At 73.1% G+C, this 16541-nt stretch carries 15 protein-coding genes; 10 read left to right on the top strand and 5 right to left on the bottom strand.

Going from position 1 to position 16541, the window contains the following annotated elements:
* Positions 1–16 precede the first annotated feature (16 nt).
* Positions 17–1567: a DUF6519 domain-containing protein gene (locus ACFC09_RS13545; protein ID WP_376526945.1), complete on the top strand. Its 1551-nt coding sequence runs from the start codon at positions 17–19 to the stop codon at positions 1565–1567.
* Positions 1567–2466, top strand: coding sequence for a peptidoglycan-binding protein (locus ACFC09_RS13540; RefSeq protein WP_376526943.1), 900 nt, complete (start codon positions 1567–1569; stop codon positions 2464–2466). Before ACFC09_RS13545 ends, ACFC09_RS13540 begins: the two co-directional genes overlap by 1 nt.
* A 24-nt stretch (positions 2467–2490) precedes the next feature.
* On the opposite strand, the gene ACFC09_RS13535 is transcribed toward ACFC09_RS13540, so the two are convergent.
* Positions 2491–2880, bottom strand: a complete 390-nt coding sequence (locus tag ACFC09_RS13535; RefSeq protein ID WP_376526941.1) for a DUF5997 family protein — start codon at positions 2878–2880, stop codon at positions 2491–2493.
* A 76-nt stretch (positions 2881–2956) separates the two neighbouring features.
* On the opposite strand from ACFC09_RS13535, the gene ACFC09_RS13530 reads away from it, so the two are divergent.
* Positions 2957–3805 carry a LysR family substrate-binding domain-containing protein gene (locus ACFC09_RS13530; RefSeq protein ID WP_376527146.1) on the top strand — a complete coding sequence of 283 codons (849 nt, stop codon included), beginning with the start codon at positions 2957–2959 and terminating at the stop codon, positions 3803–3805.
* Positions 3806–3903: 98 nt separating this feature from the next.
* Here the strand turns inward: ACFC09_RS13530 and ACFC09_RS13525 are convergent, their stop codons facing one another.
* The gene (locus ACFC09_RS13525; RefSeq protein WP_376526939.1) at positions 3904–5328 is read right to left on the bottom strand and encodes an MFS transporter; all 1425 of its coding nucleotides are present in this window, start codon (positions 5326–5328) and stop codon (positions 3904–3906) included.
* Between the two features lie 660 nt (positions 5329–5988).
* On the opposite strand from ACFC09_RS13525, the gene ACFC09_RS13520 reads away from it, so the two are divergent.
* Positions 5989–7020, top strand: a complete 1032-nt coding sequence (locus ACFC09_RS13520) for a lactonase family protein (protein WP_376526937.1) — start codon at positions 5989–5991, stop codon at positions 7018–7020.
* A 246-nt stretch (positions 7021–7266) separates the two neighbouring features.
* On the opposite strand, the gene ACFC09_RS13515 is transcribed toward ACFC09_RS13520, so the two are convergent.
* Positions 7267–8190, bottom strand: a complete 924-nt coding sequence (locus ACFC09_RS13515; RefSeq protein WP_376526935.1) for a sirohydrochlorin chelatase — start codon at positions 8188–8190, stop codon at positions 7267–7269.
* 174 nt (positions 8191–8364) lie between these two features.
* A complete protein-coding gene (locus ACFC09_RS13510) occupies positions 8365–9342 on the bottom strand; it encodes an N-acetylglucosamine kinase (protein WP_376526933.1) in 978 nt (325 codons plus the stop codon).
* A gap of 384 nt (positions 9343–9726) precedes the next feature.
* Between ACFC09_RS13510 and ACFC09_RS13505 the strand changes: the two genes are divergently transcribed.
* Positions 9727–10404, top strand: coding sequence for a uracil-DNA glycosylase (locus ACFC09_RS13505; protein ID WP_376526931.1), 678 nt, complete (start codon positions 9727–9729; stop codon positions 10402–10404).
* Positions 10405–10600: 196 nt separating this feature from the next.
* Here the strand turns inward: ACFC09_RS13505 and ACFC09_RS13500 are convergent, their stop codons facing one another.
* Positions 10601–11176 (bottom strand): MarR family winged helix-turn-helix transcriptional regulator, encoded by a 576-nt coding sequence (locus tag ACFC09_RS13500; RefSeq protein WP_376526929.1) that lies wholly within the window; start codon positions 11174–11176, stop codon positions 10601–10603.
* A 168-nt stretch (positions 11177–11344) separates the two neighbouring features.
* On the opposite strand from ACFC09_RS13500, the gene ACFC09_RS13495 reads away from it, so the two are divergent.
* The 5 genes from ACFC09_RS13495 to ACFC09_RS13475 all read left to right on the top strand — a co-directional run bounded on the left by ACFC09_RS13495 (position 11345) and on the right by ACFC09_RS13475 (position 16532).
* Positions 11345–12208, top strand: coding sequence for a methylenetetrahydrofolate reductase (locus ACFC09_RS13495; RefSeq protein ID WP_376526927.1), 864 nt, complete (start codon positions 11345–11347; stop codon positions 12206–12208).
* A gap of 27 nt (positions 12209–12235) precedes the next feature.
* On the top strand, positions 12236–12868 hold the full coding sequence (locus tag ACFC09_RS13490) for a cyclodeaminase/cyclohydrolase family protein (RefSeq protein WP_376526925.1): 633 nt from the start codon (positions 12236–12238) through the stop codon (positions 12866–12868).
* The gene (locus ACFC09_RS13485) at positions 12865–13806 is read left to right on the top strand and encodes a bifunctional 5,10-methylenetetrahydrofolate dehydrogenase/5,10-methenyltetrahydrofolate cyclohydrolase (RefSeq protein WP_376526923.1); all 942 of its coding nucleotides are present in this window, start codon (positions 12865–12867) and stop codon (positions 13804–13806) included. Before ACFC09_RS13490 ends, ACFC09_RS13485 begins: the two co-directional genes overlap by 4 nt.
* Positions 13803–14714 (top strand): formyltetrahydrofolate deformylase, encoded by a 912-nt coding sequence (gene purU / locus ACFC09_RS13480; RefSeq protein WP_376526921.1) that lies wholly within the window; start codon positions 13803–13805, stop codon positions 14712–14714. Before ACFC09_RS13485 ends, purU begins: the two co-directional genes overlap by 4 nt.
* A gap of 462 nt (positions 14715–15176) precedes the next feature.
* Positions 15177–16532 carry an aminomethyl transferase family protein gene (locus ACFC09_RS13475; RefSeq protein WP_376526918.1) on the top strand — a complete coding sequence of 452 codons (1356 nt, stop codon included), beginning with the start codon at positions 15177–15179 and terminating at the stop codon, positions 16530–16532.
* Positions 16533–16541: the final 9 nt, after the last annotated feature.

Raw genomic sequence — 16541 nt, 5'->3', positions numbered from 1 at the left:
CAGGGGGACACCCTTCATGCACGCCGATCTCTCCCGTTCCACCTTCCGCCCCGAGCGGCACTACTCCGCGGTCATCGCCCAGCAGGGCCGTGTCCAGCTCGACGCCGACCTGAACGAGCAGACCGCCATCCAGCTCCACGAGGCCCGGGTCCGCACCGCCGACCTGATCGGCCGGCACGGCGGACCGCGCGACGCCACCGGCTTCCACATCGAGTACGTGGGCGGCAAGCTCGACATCGACACCCTGTACATCGGCGGCGGCCGCTACTACGTCGACGGCATCCTGTGCGACGCGGACCGTCCCGTACCGGACACCCCCGTACCCGACGAGGCCGCCGCGGACCAGCAGCCGGCTGCGACACAGCCGTTCTGGGACTACTGGAACCAGCCCGACGGCTTCCGCGACCCGGAGCGGCCCGGCGACCGCCTGCCCTCGCCGGGACAGTCCCCGTTCGTGGCCTACCTCAAGGTGTGGGAGCGGACCGTCTCGGCCGCCGAGGACCCCGCGCTGCGCGAGGTCGCGCTCGGCGCCGCGCTGCCCGACACCGCCGTCCGCTCCAAGGTCGTCTGGCAGGTGCTGCCGCTGTCCCTGGGCGAGCTGGAGATCGAGGACGCCGACCCCTCGAAGGAGGTCGTCCGGGCCGCCTTCGACCGCTGGGCACAGCGCCAGGCCGCGCCCGCCACCCGGCTCGCCGCCCGCGCCGAACGGCCCGAGCACGCCGACGAGGACCCGTGTCTGGTCCGCCCCGACGCCCGCTACCGCGGCCAGGAGAACCAACTGTACCGGGTGGAGGTCCACGTCGGCGGCGAGGCGAAGGACGCCACCTTCAAGTGGTCCCGGGAGAACGGCTCGGTGGTCTTCCCGATCGACGGACTCGACGGCACCTGGGTGGAGTTGTCGACCCTCGGCTTCGACGACAAGCTGGACCTGGACGTCGGCGACCTGGTGGAGGTCACGGACACCGCGTACGCCTCCCGTCCCGATGCCCTGCCGCTGCTGCGGGTCGAGGAACTGGACCTGCCCGGCCGCCGGGTCCGGCTGTCCGCCGAACCCGACGCGCACGTCGGGCGACTGCCCCACCTGCACCCGTTCCTGCGCCGCTGGGACCACCACGAAGGGCCCCGCCGCAAGGGCCGTTCCGCGGCGCTCAAGGGCGGCGCGATCCCGGTGACGGAGGGGGAGTGGCTGTCCCTGGAGGACGGTGTCGAGGTGTACTTCGCCGCGGGCGGCACCTACCGCACCGGCGATCACTGGCTGATCCCCGCCCGCACCGCCACCGGCGGCGTCGACTGGCCCACGGACCCGGCGCGTCGCCCCCTGCTGCGGCAACCGGCCGGTGTCGAGCGGCACTTCGCGCCGCTCGCCCTGGTCAAGGGCGAGGAGGGCGCCGTCGATCTGCGACTCGCCTTCGGACCGCTCGCCAGCAGCATCCCGGCGGCGGACGAGGCGACCCTCGCGGCGGAGGCGTCCGCCGCGCGGGAGGAACGGGCCGCGGAGGCCGACCCCTCCGGCGGCCGGTCACAGACCACAGCGACGGCGGAGGCGGCCGTGGAAGGAGACGAGTGATGGCGCAGCCGATGAGCGCGTCCAAGCTGGTGGAGATCCTGCGAGCGGAGGGCGTCACGGTCCACGAGGTGCGCAACTGGCGCACCCACAACCGCAACACCAAGGGTCCCTGGGGTCCGATCAACGGCGTGATGATCCACCACACCGTCACCTCGGGCACCGACAACTCGGTGAACATCTGTTACAACGGCTATTCCGGGCTGCCCGGCCCGCTGTGCCACGGCGTCATCGACAAGCAGGGCCACGTCCACCTCGTCGGCAACGGCCGCGCCAACCACGCCGGCCTCGGCGACGGCGACGTGCTGCGGGCCGTCGTGGGCGAGACGAAGCTGCCGTCCGACAACGAGGCCGACACCGACGGCAACCGGCACTTCTACGGCTTCGAGTGCGTCAACCTCGGCGACGGCAAGGACCCCTGGCCGGAGGCGCAGAAGGACGCCATCGCACGGGTCGCCGCCGCCATCTGCCGCCACCACGGCTGGAGCGAGCGCTCGGTGATCGGCCACAAGGAGTGGCAGCCGGGCAAGCAGGACCCGCGCGGCTTCACCATGGACAGCATGCGCGGACGCATCGCCGCCCGGCTGGCCGGAAAGGGCGGCGGGAAGGGCCCGGGGGAGCCGGAGAAGCCCAAACCGGCCCCCAAGCCGAAGTACGCGCCCTTCCCGGGCGGCGGCTTCTTCCACATCGGGCAGAAGTCGGCGGTGATCACGGCGATGGGCCGCCGGCTCGTCGCCGAGGGATGCGGCCACTACGAGCAGGGACCGGGCCCGGAGTGGACCGAGGCCGACCGCAAGTCCTACGCGGCCTGGCAGCGCAAGCTCGGCTTCAAGGGCAAGGACGCGGACGGCATTCCCGGCCGGGCCAGCTGGGACAAGCTGAAGGTGCCGTCGGACGGCTGAGCGGGCGCGCGCCGGGCGGGGCGGTCAGTCCTGCCCGGCCCGCTCCTCGCGCAGCTCCCTGAGGCGGGTCGCCTCCTTGCGGACCCCGGCCTGGGTGGTGCGCTCCCGCTCCAGCCACGCGGGCCCTTCCCGCTTCAGCGACTCGATCTGCTCGGTGGTGAGCGCGTCGGTCACTCCGCCGCGGGCCAGGCCCGCGATGGACACGCCCAGCTTCGCCGCGACCACCGGACGCGGGTGCGGGCCGTCGCGCCGCAGCTCGCGCAGCCACTGCGGCGGCTCGGCCTGGAGCCGGTTCAGCTCGGCGCGCGAGACGACACCCTCCTGGAACTCTGCGGGGGTGGCGGGGAGGTACACACCCAGCTTCTTCGCCGCGGTCGCGGGCTTCATCGTCTGGGGGCTCTGCTGCGACGTCATGGGTCAAGGATATCGGCCGGCCACGGGAGGCCCCGCCACGGCCGGTACCCTTGGCCCGGTGACAGGCCATGGCCCGGTGGCGGGCCCGCAGGAGACACCGTCCTTCCGTCTCGCGTACGTACCGGGGGCGACGCCCGGCAAGTGGGCGCGGATCTGGCACGAACGCCTGCCCGGTGTCCCGCTCGCCCTCCTGCCGGTGCCGTCCGCGGCGGCGGCGGACGCGCTGCGCGACGGCGCGGCCGACGCGGGCCTCGTCCGGCTGCCGGTCGACCGCACGTTCTTCAGCGCGATCCCGCTGTACACCGAGGCGACGGTGGTGGTGGTCCCCAAGGACCACCTGATCACGGCCGCGGACGAGGTGACCCTCGCCGACCTCGCCGACGAGGTCGTCTGGCACCCCCTCGACGACGTCCTCGGCTGGGCCGCCCCGCCGGGCGAGCCCGCCGCCGAACGGCCCGCCACCACCGACGACGCCGTCCAGCTCGTCGCGGCCGGGGTGGGTCTCCTCGTCGTCCCGCAGTCGCTGGCCCGCCTGCACCACCGCAGGGACCTGACCTACCGCACGGTCGTCGACGCCCCCCAGTCGGGTGTCGCCCTGTGCTGGCCCGAGCACGCCACCACCGACCTGGTCGAGGACTTCATCGGGATCGTGCGCGGACGCACCGCCAACAGCACCCGCGGCCGGGGCACCCTTCAGGCCGGGCAGTCCCAGCAGACCCCGCCGAAGCGGAAGCGCCCCGAGGGGGCCGCCCGGCAGGAGTCCGCGGCGGGCGGCTCGGCCGGCCGCACCCGGCAGAACCGCTCCGCCGCCGCCAAGGGGTCCAAGGACTCCACGAACACCAAGAGCGGCAAAAGCGGCAAAAGCGGCAAGGGGATCAAGGGGGCCAAGGGGACCGGTGGCGGCAGGCCGCGTCGCCGGTCTTGATCCCACGGGCGCCGCGGTGCCGCCCGCGGCCCCGGCGGGCCGCCGCGTTCCCGGTCGGCTCCCCTGGTGCGGTCACCCGCCGGGCGGGCGGCGCACGGTCAGCCGCTCGTCGACGGGCCCCGCAGATCGGCCACGGCCAGTACCAGCGCCACCAGGACGAACACCAGCGCGGTGACGAACCCCAGCCGGAGCGCGTCGGCGGCCCGACCGTGGTTGGAGAGATGCGCGAAGTACACCGAGCCCACGACGGCGATCCCGGCCGCCGATCCGATCCGCTGCCCGGTCTGCAGCACTCCGCCGGCCGCCCCGGCGCGGCGCACCGGGACCCCCGCGAGCGTCAGTGTGGTGTTGGGCGACACGGTCAGACCGGAGCCGACACCGGCGACGAGCAGCGGCAGCGCCGCCGCCCAGCCGGCCTCCGGGCCCGGCACCAGCCGCACGGCCGCCAGGGCACCCAGCACCCCGAGCGCCACCGCGAGCAGCCCGATCACCACCAGCCCGCGGCCGTAGCGGACGACGAGCCGTCCGCCCGCCAGGGCGGCCGCCGCCGACCCGACCGCGAACGGCATCGCGGCCGTTCCGGCGGCCAGCGCGCTGTAGCCGAGGCTGTTCTGCAGGTACAGGGAGTAGATGAAGTACACCGAGGTGAACCCGGCGAAGTACACCAGGCTCAGCAGCGAACCCAGCGAGAACGACCGCAGGCTGAACAGCCCCAGGTCCAGCAGCGGCCCCCGGCCGAGCCGGCCCTGCCGCCGCTCCCACGCCCAGAACGCCACCAGCAGCACCGCGGCCACGGGGACCAGGGCCCACTTGCCCCGGCCGGGCCACGCCTGTTCCTGCACCACCGGCAGCATCAGCGCGAACGCGCCGCAGCCGAGCAGCAGCACGCCCGGCACGTCGAAGCCCTCCCCGGCGTTCCCGCGCGGCGCGATTCGCGGCAGCAGCCGCAGCGCGGTCGCGAACACCACGAGGCCGATCGGCAGGTTGAGGTAGAACACCCAGCGCCAACTGCCGAACACCTCGATCAGCACACCGCCCGCGAGCGGACCGACGGCGGTGGACACGGCTACGACGCTGCCGAACGCGGCGAACGCGCGGGCCCGTTCGCTGCCCTGGAACAACTGCATGATCAGCGCCGACGTCTGAGGTGCGATCAGGCCGCCCGCCACGCCCTGCAGCAGCCGGAACACCACCAGCCAACCGCCCGTGGGGGCCAGTCCGCAGGCCGCGGAGGTGAGCGTGAACAACGCGACCCCGGTGAGGAACACCTGCCGGCTGCCCCGCAGATCGGCCAGCCGTCCGGCGGGCACCAGACACAGGCCGTAGGTGAGGGCGTAGCCGGAGACCACCCAGGACAGATCGGCCGCGTCGGCGTGCAGGCCGCGCTCCATCGACGGCACGGCGACATTCACGATCGACGTGTCCAGCAGGGTCATGAAGCCCGCCGTCAGACAGACCGCGAGCGCCTTCCAGCGTCGCTCGTCCGCGAGCGGCTCGGTCTTCTGGGCCTGGACGGTCGTCATGGCGACCCGAAGAGGCCGGGGCGCCGCACGCCCGGCCCGGTGAGCGCGGGGGCGGCGCGGTGGGACAGCGCGGGCTGCCGGTGCGGAGGGATCGGGTCGGTGGGCATGGGGCAGACCTTCCTGTGCTGTCCTGCGCTCACCGTAGGAACCGACGTCGCGCCCCGCGCGCCGGGACGTCGGGAGAACGGGTCGTCGCCGGCCGTGCAGCGGCCGGACGACAAGGCCGGTGCCGCTTTTCGGAGCCGAACAGCCGTGCTGCGCCGTCCGGGTGGCGGCCCCGTTCCGGGAACCGGCCGGGCCCGGCCGACCGGGGCGGGGACCGGCGGTTCGGCGTCGCGCGCGGCGCGGCCTGCGCACACCGGGGCGCCCCCGGGCGGGTCACCCGCCCGGCGCAGGCCGCCGGGCGAGCCCGTCGTCCGGCGGACCGCGGCATCCGCGTCAGCCGTGGCCGGTGCCGGTCCACCGCCACGGTGCGCGCCGCGCTGCCGCCGACCACACTGACCTGACCGAGCCGTTGCGAACCCGGCCGGGCCGGCACCGGCCCCGTCCGGTTCACGTCCCGCCGGCGGCCGGGTCCGGACCGGGCGGGCCTGGTCTAGACCGCCGGAGATCGACTGCTACCGTCGGCCCCGGACGTGGCACGCACGAGAGGGGACAACGGTGGCAGACGGCAACAGGCGGCGCAGGGCCTTCATCGGGTCGTTCACGGCGGCGGGCGGCCCCGGGCTGGTGACGGCGGCCGTCCACCCGCACAGCGGCGCGCTCGCCGTGCTCGACAGTGTCGACGGTGTCCCGGACCCGTCGTATCTGGCCCTGTCGCCCGACGGGGGCACGTTGTACGCCGTCAGCGAGACGGCCGACGGCGCGGTGGCCGCGTATCGGGTCAAAGGCGACAAGCCGGTGCTGGCCGGGGCGCCGGTGCCGGTCGGCGGCAGCGGACCCACCCATCTCGGCCTGTACGACGGTCACCTGCTCACCGCCAACTACGGCTCCGGCAGCGTCACCGCCGTACCCGTGCGCGCCGACGGCGCCCTGGCCGGCACCCGGTCCGGGGTCCTCCAGCACGTCGGCGCGGGCCCGCACGAGCGGCGCCAGCGGGGCCCGCACGCCCATCAGGTGCAGCCGGACCCCAGTGGCCACTGGGCCGTCAGCGTCGACCTCGGCACGGACTCGGTGCGGGTGTGCACCCTGGAGCGGGGCGTCCCCGTGCTGCACCGAGAGATCGCCCTGCGGCCCGGTTCCGGCCCCCGCCACCTCGCCTTCCATCCGGGCGGAACGTACGCCTACGTCGTCAACGAGCTGACCCCGACGGTCACCGTGTGCCGCTGGGACGCCGAGGAGGGCCTGCTGCGGCCGCTGACCGAGACGCCGCTCCTGCCGGGCGCGCCGGCCGGTGACGCCTACGCGTCGGGCATCGTCGTCTCGCCCGACGGTCGCTTCGTGTGGACCGCGACCCGCGGTGAGGACGTGCTGTCCGTGTTCGCCGTCGAGGGCGAGGGGCTGCGGCTGACGGGCACGGTGCCCTGCGGCGGCCACTGGCCGCGCGCGCTGGCCGAGAGCGGTGGTTTCCTGTACGCCGCCAACGAGCGGTCAGGGAACGTCACCTGGTTCGCGATCGACCCGGAGACCGGACTGCCGCGTTACGACGGTTCGGTGGAGGCGCCCGCGGCGTCCTGCGTGGTCTTCGACTGAAAGCGGCCTTCGACTGACTCCGGTCGTCTGGAACGGCCTTCGACTGACTCCGGTCGTCTGGAACGGTCTTCGACTGAACCCGGTCTTCGTCCGGAACGGTCTTCGTCCGAAGCGGTCTTGTCCGGTGCTGCCTTCGGCCGATGTTGTTCGCCGACTGCCTGACATCGATACATATGCCGCGGGCCCGCTCTCCTGCTGGAGCGGGCCCGTGGGTGTGCGCCTGCCGTGGCGCCGACGCGTGGTGCGTCAGCGGGCCTGGGCGCCCTGCGGCTGCTGCGGTGCGATGCCCAGTGCCGTGGTGTACTTCGCCAGGGCGAGCTTGCCGACCGCCGGGTACGCGCCGAGCGGTTCCGCGGTGGCGCAGTCCGCCTCGGTGGCGGCCGCGGCCAGCAGGTCCGGGTCGATCTCGGGGCCGATCAGGTACGGCGCCAGCGCCAGCTGCTGCGAACCCGAGGAACGCAGTTGCTCGGCGACGGAGGCGATCGAGCCGTCCTCGTCCAGGGCCGCCGCCATCACCGGCACGGCCAGGCGCGCGGCGAGCAGCATGCCGGTGATGCCGGCGGCCTGTACGGCCTCGTCACCGCCCACGGAGGCCAGGACGATGCCGTCCGCGGCCGTCGCCACCGTGAACAGGCGGGCCCGGTCGGCGCGGGCCAGGCCCGCCTCCGAAAGACGCACGTGCAGCGCCTCGGCGAGCAGCGGGTGCGGGCCGAGGACGTCGGTCAGCTCGGCGGCGACCCGGCTCTCCATCACGGCCTGGCGGATCCGTCGCAGCAGCGCGTTGTCCGGACCGGCCAGCAGCGGCACGACGACGGCCACCGGGCCGTCGGGCTCCTTGGCCTCGGAACCGGCGGCGAGAGCCTGCTCATAGCGGGCGGTGCGCTCGTCGGCGGCCCGCGTCAGCACGGCCTGCACGGTGGGGAACTCCGCACCGTCCCCGTCCACGTACCCGATCCGGGCGTCCAGGCCGGGCAGCTCCGAGCGGGCGATGCTCACGACCTCCTCGGCGAGGCTGCGCGTGGCGGTGCCGACCGCACCCGGCACCGCGAGGACGAGCGCGGGCGCGTCCTCGGGGGCCACCAGTGGTTCGGGGCGGCGGTGCCGTCCGGGCTGGCGGGGTCGCGGCATTCGTACGGGCAGGCCGGACTCGGGCCCAGTGGGGGAGCTCATGGCGCCGCATGTTACTGGCTTCCTGGGCTCCCCTGTTCGGGGAGGGTGCAGGTGAACGGTATACGTCCGCTTTTGTCTGACGAGTTACGTACAGATCAGAAGTGGGCGATACCTGCCTCCGGCAATGCCCAGCAGGGAGAACGGCGTTCCGGCACGGCCCGACCGGCGAAGCGTTCAGCGGTTCACCACGTACAACATCTTTTCATCACCCGGCAGGGTGAGCCGTCCGGCCACGAGGTCCGTGGCGATCCGTACCGCGCCGTGCAGCGGATCGCCCTCGGCCGGCACACGCGGCGCGTACGGCAGCCGCTGTGCCAACTCCTCCGCCAAGGGGACGAGCAGCGGGTCGCCCAGCCGGAACAGGCCGCCGGTGAGAGCCACCCGCGGCCCGCCGGAGGCGGGACAGACCGCCGCGGCGGACTCGGCGATGTGCCGGGCCGCCGCGCGCAGGATGCCGGCCGCGACCGGGTCCCGCGTCGCACAGGCGGCCACCAGGGGTGCGAACGAGGCGAGGACGGCGGGCCTGTCGGAGCGCGGATAGAGCAGACCGGGCAACTGCGGCAACGGGCCGAACCGCTCCTGCGCACAGGTGCGCAGTGCCGCCGAGCCGCCGTCGCGTCCGTCGTGGGCGCGCAGCGCCGCCTCCAGGCCGGCCCGGCCGATCCAGGCGCCGCCGCCGCAGTCGCCGAGCAGATGGCCCCAGCCGTCCGCCCGCCGCCAGCTCGTCAGGTCGGTGCCGACCGCGATCAGCCCCGTGCCGCCCGCGACCACGGCGCCGGGACGGGAGCCGAGGGCGCCCGCGTAGGCGGCCACCGCGTCGGCGGCGAGCGCGACGGACCGTACACCGAGTTCCCGTCCGAGCGCGTCCGGCAGTTCGGCGCGCAGCGCGTCGCCGAGGGTGGCGAATCCGGCGGCGCCGACGACCGCCGTCGTCAACTCGCTCACCCCGGTCTCGGCGGCCGACGCGCGGGCCATGGGCAGGAGTTGTGCCAGCAGGTGCGCGGGATCGATGCCCCGCGCACCGGTCCTGACCGGCTCCCGCGATTCCCTCGGAGGTGCCGGCTCCCGGCCGGGGACGCCGACTGTGACGCGGAGGCCGGAACCCCCGGAGTCGACGGCCAGGAATCCGGCTCCGGTCCCGGTGGGGCTCACCGGAGGCGGCCAGGTGACAGCGGGCGCGCCTCGGGCATGACCGGGAGGACCGGGCCGAGCGCGGGTGCGGGGGCGCCGGGATCCGGGCACCGGAGGCGAGCGGCCGACCCGGCGTGACGGCGGCGGTGGAGCGGCTGGAGCACTGGACGCGGCAAACTCCGCTCCTTCCCGGTGACCGGCTGGGCGATCCGCTCCGACCGGTTCGACGGCACCGACGGCACCGACGGCACCGGCGGCGATGCCGACGGTGCGGACGGGGAGGAAGACTAGCGCCGCGGAACGGCCGTCCGCGCCCTGGCCGTCGTCTTCGGAGCGGTCGTCTCCGTATGCGGTGGCCGTCTCCGTGTGCAAGGGGTGCCGAGGTGTGCCAGTAGAGTGACGCGGGTGGCACCACGACCCTTGCATGAACTTGTCGAAGCGGGCTGGGCGAAGGCTCTGGAACCCGTGGCCGGACGCATCGCGGCCATGGGGGACTTCCTACGGGCGGAAATAGCCGCGGGCCGGACCTACCTCCCGGCCGGGGCGAACGTACTGAGGGCTTTCCAGCAGCCTTTCGACGACGTCCGCGTGCTGATCGTGGGTCAGGACCCCTATCCCACGCCGGGGATGGCCATCGGGCTGAGTTTCGCCGTGTCGCCCGAGGTGCGTTCGCTGCCGGGCAGCTTGGAGAACATCTTCCGTGAGCTGCATACGGACTTGGGGCTGCCCAGGCCCTCCAACGGCGATCTGACGCCCTGGGCCGCGCAGGGCGTGCTGCTGCTCAACAGAGCGCTCACCACGGCTCCGCGCAGTCCCGGCGCGCACCGCGGCAAGGGCTGGGAAGAGGTCACCGAGCAGGCGATCCGGGCGCTGGCCGGACGTGGCACGCCGCTGGTGTCCATCCTGTGGGGCCGGGACGCCCGCAATCTGCGCCCGTTGCTCGGGGACCTTCCGGCGATCGAGTCCGCGCATCCGTCGCCCATGTCCGCGGACCGTGGTTTCTTCGGCTCGCGTCCCTTCAGCCGGGCGAACGACCTGCTGGGCCGGCAGGGCGCGCAGCCGGTGGACTGGCGCCTGCCGTAGGACACGGTGCGCGTGATGCCTGCCATGGGACACGGTGCGCGTGATGCCTGCCATGGGACACGGTGCGCGTGATGCCTGCCGTAGGACACGGTGCGCGTGATGGCTTCGTCCGGTGCTCCCGCGCCTCGGCCGAGGCCCGAAGCCATCACGTGGGCACCGCCCCGGTGTCCTGTGGGCGAGGAGGAGTGAGCGCCGGTCAGGGCGATGTGAGGGCCTCGGGGGCCGACCGGGCCCGGCGTTTCCCGGCCTGTGCCAGGGGCGGTTCCAGGTCGCCGACGGCGATCATCACTTCGCGCAGCGCCTCCGACGCGGCCCGGGTCACCTCGGGCGGCACTTCGCGGAAGAACCGGGACTCGGCCTCCGACCAGGTCTCCATGGTGGCGTCGGCGGTCTCGACGCCGGTGCGCGTCAGCCGGACCCAGGAACTGCGTCCGTCGACGGTGTCCTGCTCCCGCTCGATCAGGTCCGCCCTCTCCAGCCGCTTGAGTACGGTGGTGACCCCGCCGGAAGTGATCAGGAGCCGGTTCTTGAGGTCGCTGGGCCGTAGCTCGTAGGGCGCGCCCACCAAGCGCAGGGCGCTGATCACGGCGAAGTCCGTCTTGGTCAGGTTCCACGGCACCAGCGCCGCGTTCAGGGTCTCCTCCAGCAGGACGCCCAGGCGGACGGCGCGGCGCGCCACCGCGTACTCCGGTCGTTCCAGCTCGGGCTTCTCGCGCCGCCAGGAGTCGACGAGGCCGTCGGTGAGGTCTCTTTCGCCAGCCCTGCGCTTCATCGTTCCCCCTGGTGGGTGCACTGCCGAACCTCTGCCACAACCCCGAGTCTACCAGCGGACGCACTCCAAAAAGCTATTCGTAAAGCTAGACGAATAGCTTACTCGTGAACTACTTTCGTCGGCGGGGCCGAGTGACGGCCGCCGCGCGGAGCAGGAGGCAGGTGGGTCATGAGCAATGGGGAGCCGGATGACGTCCGAGGCGTGGTGGCAGCGCTGGCGGCGTCCGCGAACGTCGAGATCATTCCGCTGCGCGGGGTGGACCAGAAGCTGCCGGGGATACCGGTCGACACCACCGTGACGGTCACGTGTTCGCCGAAGTTCGGTCTTGACCGGACACTCGACTGCACGGAATCGGCCGTGCGGGCGGGCCACCGCGTGGTGCCGCATCTCGCGGCACGGCAGGTGACCGACGAGGCGGAGCTCCGCCGCGTCGTCGGCCGGCTCGACACCCTGGGCGTCAAGGACCTGTACGTCATCGGCGGTGACGCGGCCACGCCGGCCGGCCAGTACGCGTCGGCGGCCGAACTGATCGAGGCGCTGGCCGCGATCGACCACGGCCTGGAGCGCATCGGCGTCGCCTGCTACCCCGAAGGACACCCGAAGATCGCCGACGACGTGCTGTTCGACGCCCTGCGGCGCAAGCAGCCGCACGCCCACTACATGGTCAGCCAGCTCTGCTTCGACGTCGACACCCTGGTCGGCTGGTTGCGGCGGACGCGCGCGGCGGGAATCGAGCTGCCGCTGCGGCTCGGCCTCGCGGCGCCCATGAACCTGCGCAAACTCATGGAGCTGTCGGTCAGGATCGGCGTCGGATCGTCGGTCCGGTACCTGACCAAGCAGCACGGCTTCGTCGGGAACCTCGTGCGAGGCAGCTCCTACCGGCCCGAGGAACTGCTCTACCAGATCGGCGCGCAACCCGCCTTCGGCGAACTGGGCATCGAAGGGCTCCACCTGTTCTCGTTCAACCAGATCCCCGCGACGGTCGACTGGCAGCAGCGCATCGGCGGCCCCGCGCCCGTTCGGACGGCGTGACCCCGTGCGCGGCAGCGGAGGCGCATGATGGCGGACCGGTCGAGCGGCTCGGTCGGGTCATGGACGGTCGGCGCGTTCCTCGACGCGGTGGCGGACGAGGTGCCCGTCCCGGGCGGGGGAGCGGTGGCCGGCACGGTGACCGCGCTGGCCGCCGCGCTCGCGGAGATGGCCGGAAGATACGCGCGAGGACACGCCGCCGACCCGGCCGAGCTCGCCGGCCTGGTGGCCCGGAGCAGGGCGCTGAGGGCGCGGGCGGGCCGACTGGCCGACGAGGACGCGGCCGCCTACCAGCGCTACGTCGAGGCGTCCCGGCTGCCGAAGGAACCGGACGCCGAGGCACGGCGCGCGGCGGTCCGGGCGGCCCTGGACGCCGCAGCCGACGTACCCGCCGCACTGGCCGCGGTGGCGACGCAGGTCGTGGAGGTCGCCGCCGAACTGGCCGCCTCCGGCAATCCCCGGCTGCGGTCGGACGCGTGCACCGCCGCCCTGCTGGCCGCCGCGACCGCCCGCAGCGCGGCCCTCCTGGTACGGGAGAACCTGCGCGCCCACCCCGACGACCCCCGCACGGCCGCGGCCGAACGGAACACCGTCTGGGCCGCGTCGCTCGCCGCCGACCTCGTCGCCCCGTCGCACCACCTACCGGATCGGACCACGTCATGACCGCACAGCTGATCGACGGCCGCGCGAGGGCCGAACGCCTGAAGGCCGACGTGGCCCGGGAGGTCAAGCAGCTCGCCGCGGACGGCATCGCCTGCGGCCTGGCCACCGTGATCGTCGGCGACGACTACCGGGCCCGTGCGTACGAGCACCGGCTGGCCAGGGTCGCGGGTGAACTCGGGGTGCCCCACCGCCGGGTGGCACTGCCCCCGGTCAGCACGCACGACCTGCGGTCAGAGGTGCACCGGCTCAACGACGACCCCTCGGTCACCGGCATCCTCGTGCTGCGGCCGCTGCCGGCCCACATCCACGAGGCCGAGGTGTTCCGGTCGCTGTCCCCGGTGAAGGACATCGAGGCGGTGCATCCGGAGAACGCCGGGCTGCTGGCGCTCGGCGTACCCCGCTACGTCCCGTCGACGGCGGCCTCGGTGTACCACGTGCTCGACCAGTGGCTGGACTCGGTCGGTGAGGACCGTCCGGCCTTCTACCACCGCTCGCTGATCGTCGTCGTGGGCCGGTCGAACAACGTCGGCAAGCCGGCGGTGTCGCTGGCGTACGAACGCGGGGCGGCGGTGGAGTCGGTGGACGAGTGGGCCAGCCGGACCGGTCGGCTCGGCCGGTACACCCGACGCGCCGATGTGCTGATCGTCGCGGCCGGTGTGCCCGGCCTGATCCGGTCGGAACACGTACGAGAGGGCGCCGTGGTGCTGGACGTCGGCATCAACCCGCTGCGCGATCCGGACACCGGCGCCGTGCGGATGGTCGGCGACGTCGACACCGAAGACGTCCTGCCCAGGGTCCGGGCGGTGACACCGGTGCCCGGCGGGATCGGGCCGGTGACCGACGTGTGGCTGCTGCGCAACACCGTCGCCGCCGCCCGCAACGCCCCGGGCGGCCGTCCGTCGTCGATCCCCGCACAGAAGGACGGGAGCAGGTCATGACCACAGCCCAGGTACCGACCGCCCAGGTACCGACCGCCCAGGCCGCCTCCCGGGTCTCGGACTACGTGCTGACCCTTTCGTGCCCGGAGCAGCCGGGCATCGTGTACGCCGTCGCCCGGTTCCTGGTCGACCACGGCTGCAACATCGTGGAGAGCCAGCAGTTCGGCGACCGCGAGACGGGCATGTTCTTCATGCGGGTCCAGTTCGAACCCGTCACCGGCACCGGACTCGATCTCGCCCGGCTGCGGCGGGGCTTCGCCCACGTGGCGGGCCCGCTCGGCATGTCCTGGCGGCTGCTGGCCGCCGCGGAGCGGCAACGCGTCCTGATCATGGTCAGCAAGTACGGGCACTGCCTGAACGACCTGCTGTTCAGGGCGAACAGCGGCTGGCTGGACATCGACGTGGCGGCCGTGGTGTCCAACCACCCGGACCTGGCCGTGCTGGCGGACAACTACGACGTCCCGTTCCACCACGTCCCGGTCACCGCCGCCACCAAGGCCGCGGCCGAGGCCAAGCTGCTGGAGCTGGTCGCCGACCTGCGGATCGACCTGGTGGTGCTGGCCCGTTACATGCAGGTCCTGACAGCCGACCTGTGCAAGCAGTTGGAGGGCCGCGCCATCAACATCCACCACTCGATGCTGCCCAGCTTCAAGGGCGCCCGCCCCTACCAGCAGGCGTACCGCAGGGGGGTGAAGCTGGTCGGGGCCACCGCGCACTACGTGACCTCGGACCTGGACGAGGGACCGATCATCGAGCAGGAGGTGGCCAGGGTCGACCACTCCATGACCGCGCAGCAGGTCACCGCGCTGGGCCGGGACAACGAGTGCCTGGCGCTGGCACGGGCCGTGCGCTGGCACACCGAGAACCGGGTGCTGCTCGACAACGGCCGCACGGTCCTCTTCCACTGACGGCGCGGAAGCGGCGCGAAGGCGAAGGGACGAGCCCCATGGACACGATGGCCGGTCCGGCGCAGGGCCGCGCACCGGGCCGACGAGCACGGCGCCGTCGGCGCGACGGCCTCACCGTACCCGGTCCCGGCGGAGGCGGAGGCGGTGGCGGAGGCCGACGGCCCGGCGGTGGCGACAGCATGACCGGATCGCCGGTCCGCAGCGCACCTCGGCATCGGCCACGGTCGGGGCCCCGGCACGACGAGCATCCGCAGAGGTGCCCGTCCCACCGGATCGCCGCCCGTCGGCGGCGGACGGTCACCGCGTGCAGACCGCCACGGCGCGCACCGGCAGGACAGTTCCCGTCCGGACCGGCCGGCCCCGGCCCGTCCGCCGTGTCGCAGTGCACCTCCACTCCCGGCCCCCGCTCGTGCCCGAGGCCGGGCCCACCGCAAGAGTCCCGTGCAGAGAGAGGTAAGCAGCATGTCCAGCAAGAGCCTTGAGGACAAGATCCAGCAGGCGGGAAATCCCGCGCGCATGCTCCGCGACGCGCCCGTCGGTGTGTACGCGTTCCCGTTCCGCGGCGAGTACAGCAACTGGCGTGACGAGCAGGAGGCATGGAACAGGACAGCGGTCCTGTTCGACCAGTCGTTCCACATGACGGACGTCTACTTCGAGGGGCCCGACGCGCGCAGGCTGATGTCCGACGTGGCGTTGAACAGCTTCCGCACCTTCGGGAAGAACAAGGCCAAGCAGCTGATCGTGTGCAACCAGGACGGCCGCTTCATCGGAGACGCCATCCTCTTCGGCCTGGAGGACGACAAGTTCCAGCTGGTCGGTACGCCACTGGCGCCGAACTGGGTGGCGTACCAGGCGGAGACCGGCGGATACGACGTCGAGGTCACCCGGGACGAACGCAGCGTCGACAACGGGGGGAAGCGGCGGACCTACCGCTACCAGCTCCAGGGGCCCAACGCCCTCAAGATCATCGAAAAGGCGCACGGCGGGCCGATAGACCGCATCAGGTTCTTCAACATCGGCGAGTTCACCCTCGCCGGCCGCCCGGTGCGGGCACTGAACCACACCATGATCGGGATTCCCGGCCAGGAGATGACCGGGCTGGAGATGTTCGGCCCCGCCGACGACGCGCCGGCCGTGCTGGACGCGCTCCTGACGGCGGGCGCGGAATTCGGCCTCCGCCAGGGCGGTTCAATCGCGTACCCGACGACCGGGGTCGAGTCGGGCTGGGCCGGCCTGTGCGTGCCGGCGATCTACACGGGTGAGCGGATGAAACCGTACCGCGAGTGGCTGCGCGCCGAGGGCTTCGAGGCGAGCGCCTCGCTCGGCGGGAGCTTCACCTCGGACGACATCGAGGACTACTACCTCACGCCGTGGGACCTCGGCTACGACCGCGTGCTCAAGTTCGACCACGACTTCATCGGCCGGGCCGCGCTGGAGGAACTCGCCGACCAGCCGCACCGCAAGGAGGTATGGCTGCGCTGGAACGACGACGATGTCGCCCGAGCCATCGCCGCCAGCCTCTTCGGCGGCAAGGACCGCGCCAAGTACCTGGACATCCCCTACAGCGTCTACGCCACCTTCCAGTACGACAAGGTGCTGATCGGCGACCGGCCGGCCGGAGTGTCCTTCAAGGGCGCCTACACCGTCAACATCGGCGGCTGGGCCTCGGTGGCGTCGATCGACGAGGCCGACGCCCAGGACGGCACCGAAGTCACCCTCGTCTGGGGAGAGGAGAACGGCGGGTCCGCGAAGCCCTCCGTCGAGCGGCACGTCCAGACGCCGATCCGGGCCACCGTCCACACCACCCCGCTCGTGTGACGTCGTGCA

The organism is Streptomyces sp. NPDC056161, assembly GCF_042268025.1.
Classification (GTDB): domain Bacteria; phylum Actinomycetota; class Actinomycetes; order Streptomycetales; family Streptomycetaceae; genus Streptomyces.
Note: the sequence above shows the minus strand (reverse complement) of the source record. Positions and strands in the feature narration are given on the sequence as shown.

Coding starts and splice junctions, on each gene's coding strand:
- ACFC09_RS13545 (WP_376526945.1), top strand. CDS start 17: ATGCACGCCGATCTCTCCCGTTCCACCTTCCGCCCCGAGCGGCACTAC.
- ACFC09_RS13540 (WP_376526943.1), top strand. CDS start 1,567: ATGGCGCAGCCGATGAGCGCGTCCAAGCTGGTGGAGATCCTGCGAGCG.
- ACFC09_RS13535 (WP_376526941.1), bottom strand. CDS start 2,880: ATGACGTCGCAGCAGAGCCCCCAGACGATGAAGCCCGCGACCGCGGCG.
- ACFC09_RS13525 (WP_376526939.1), bottom strand. CDS start 5,328: ATGACGACCGTCCAGGCCCAGAAGACCGAGCCGCTCGCGGACGAGCGA.
- ACFC09_RS13515 (WP_376526935.1), bottom strand. CDS start 8,190: ATGAGCTCCCCCACTGGGCCCGAGTCCGGCCTGCCCGTACGAATGCCG.
- ACFC09_RS13500 (WP_376526929.1), bottom strand. CDS start 11,176: ATGAAGCGCAGGGCTGGCGAAAGAGACCTCACCGACGGCCTCGTCGAC.
- ACFC09_RS13495 (WP_376526927.1), top strand. CDS start 11,345: ATGAGCAATGGGGAGCCGGATGACGTCCGAGGCGTGGTGGCAGCGCTG.
- ACFC09_RS13490 (WP_376526925.1), top strand. CDS start 12,236: ATGGCGGACCGGTCGAGCGGCTCGGTCGGGTCATGGACGGTCGGCGCG.
- ACFC09_RS13485 (WP_376526923.1), top strand. CDS start 12,865: ATGACCGCACAGCTGATCGACGGCCGCGCGAGGGCCGAACGCCTGAAG.
- purU (WP_376526921.1), top strand. CDS start 13,803: ATGACCACAGCCCAGGTACCGACCGCCCAGGTACCGACCGCCCAGGCC.
- ACFC09_RS13475 (WP_376526918.1), top strand. CDS start 15,177: ATGTCCAGCAAGAGCCTTGAGGACAAGATCCAGCAGGCGGGAAATCCC.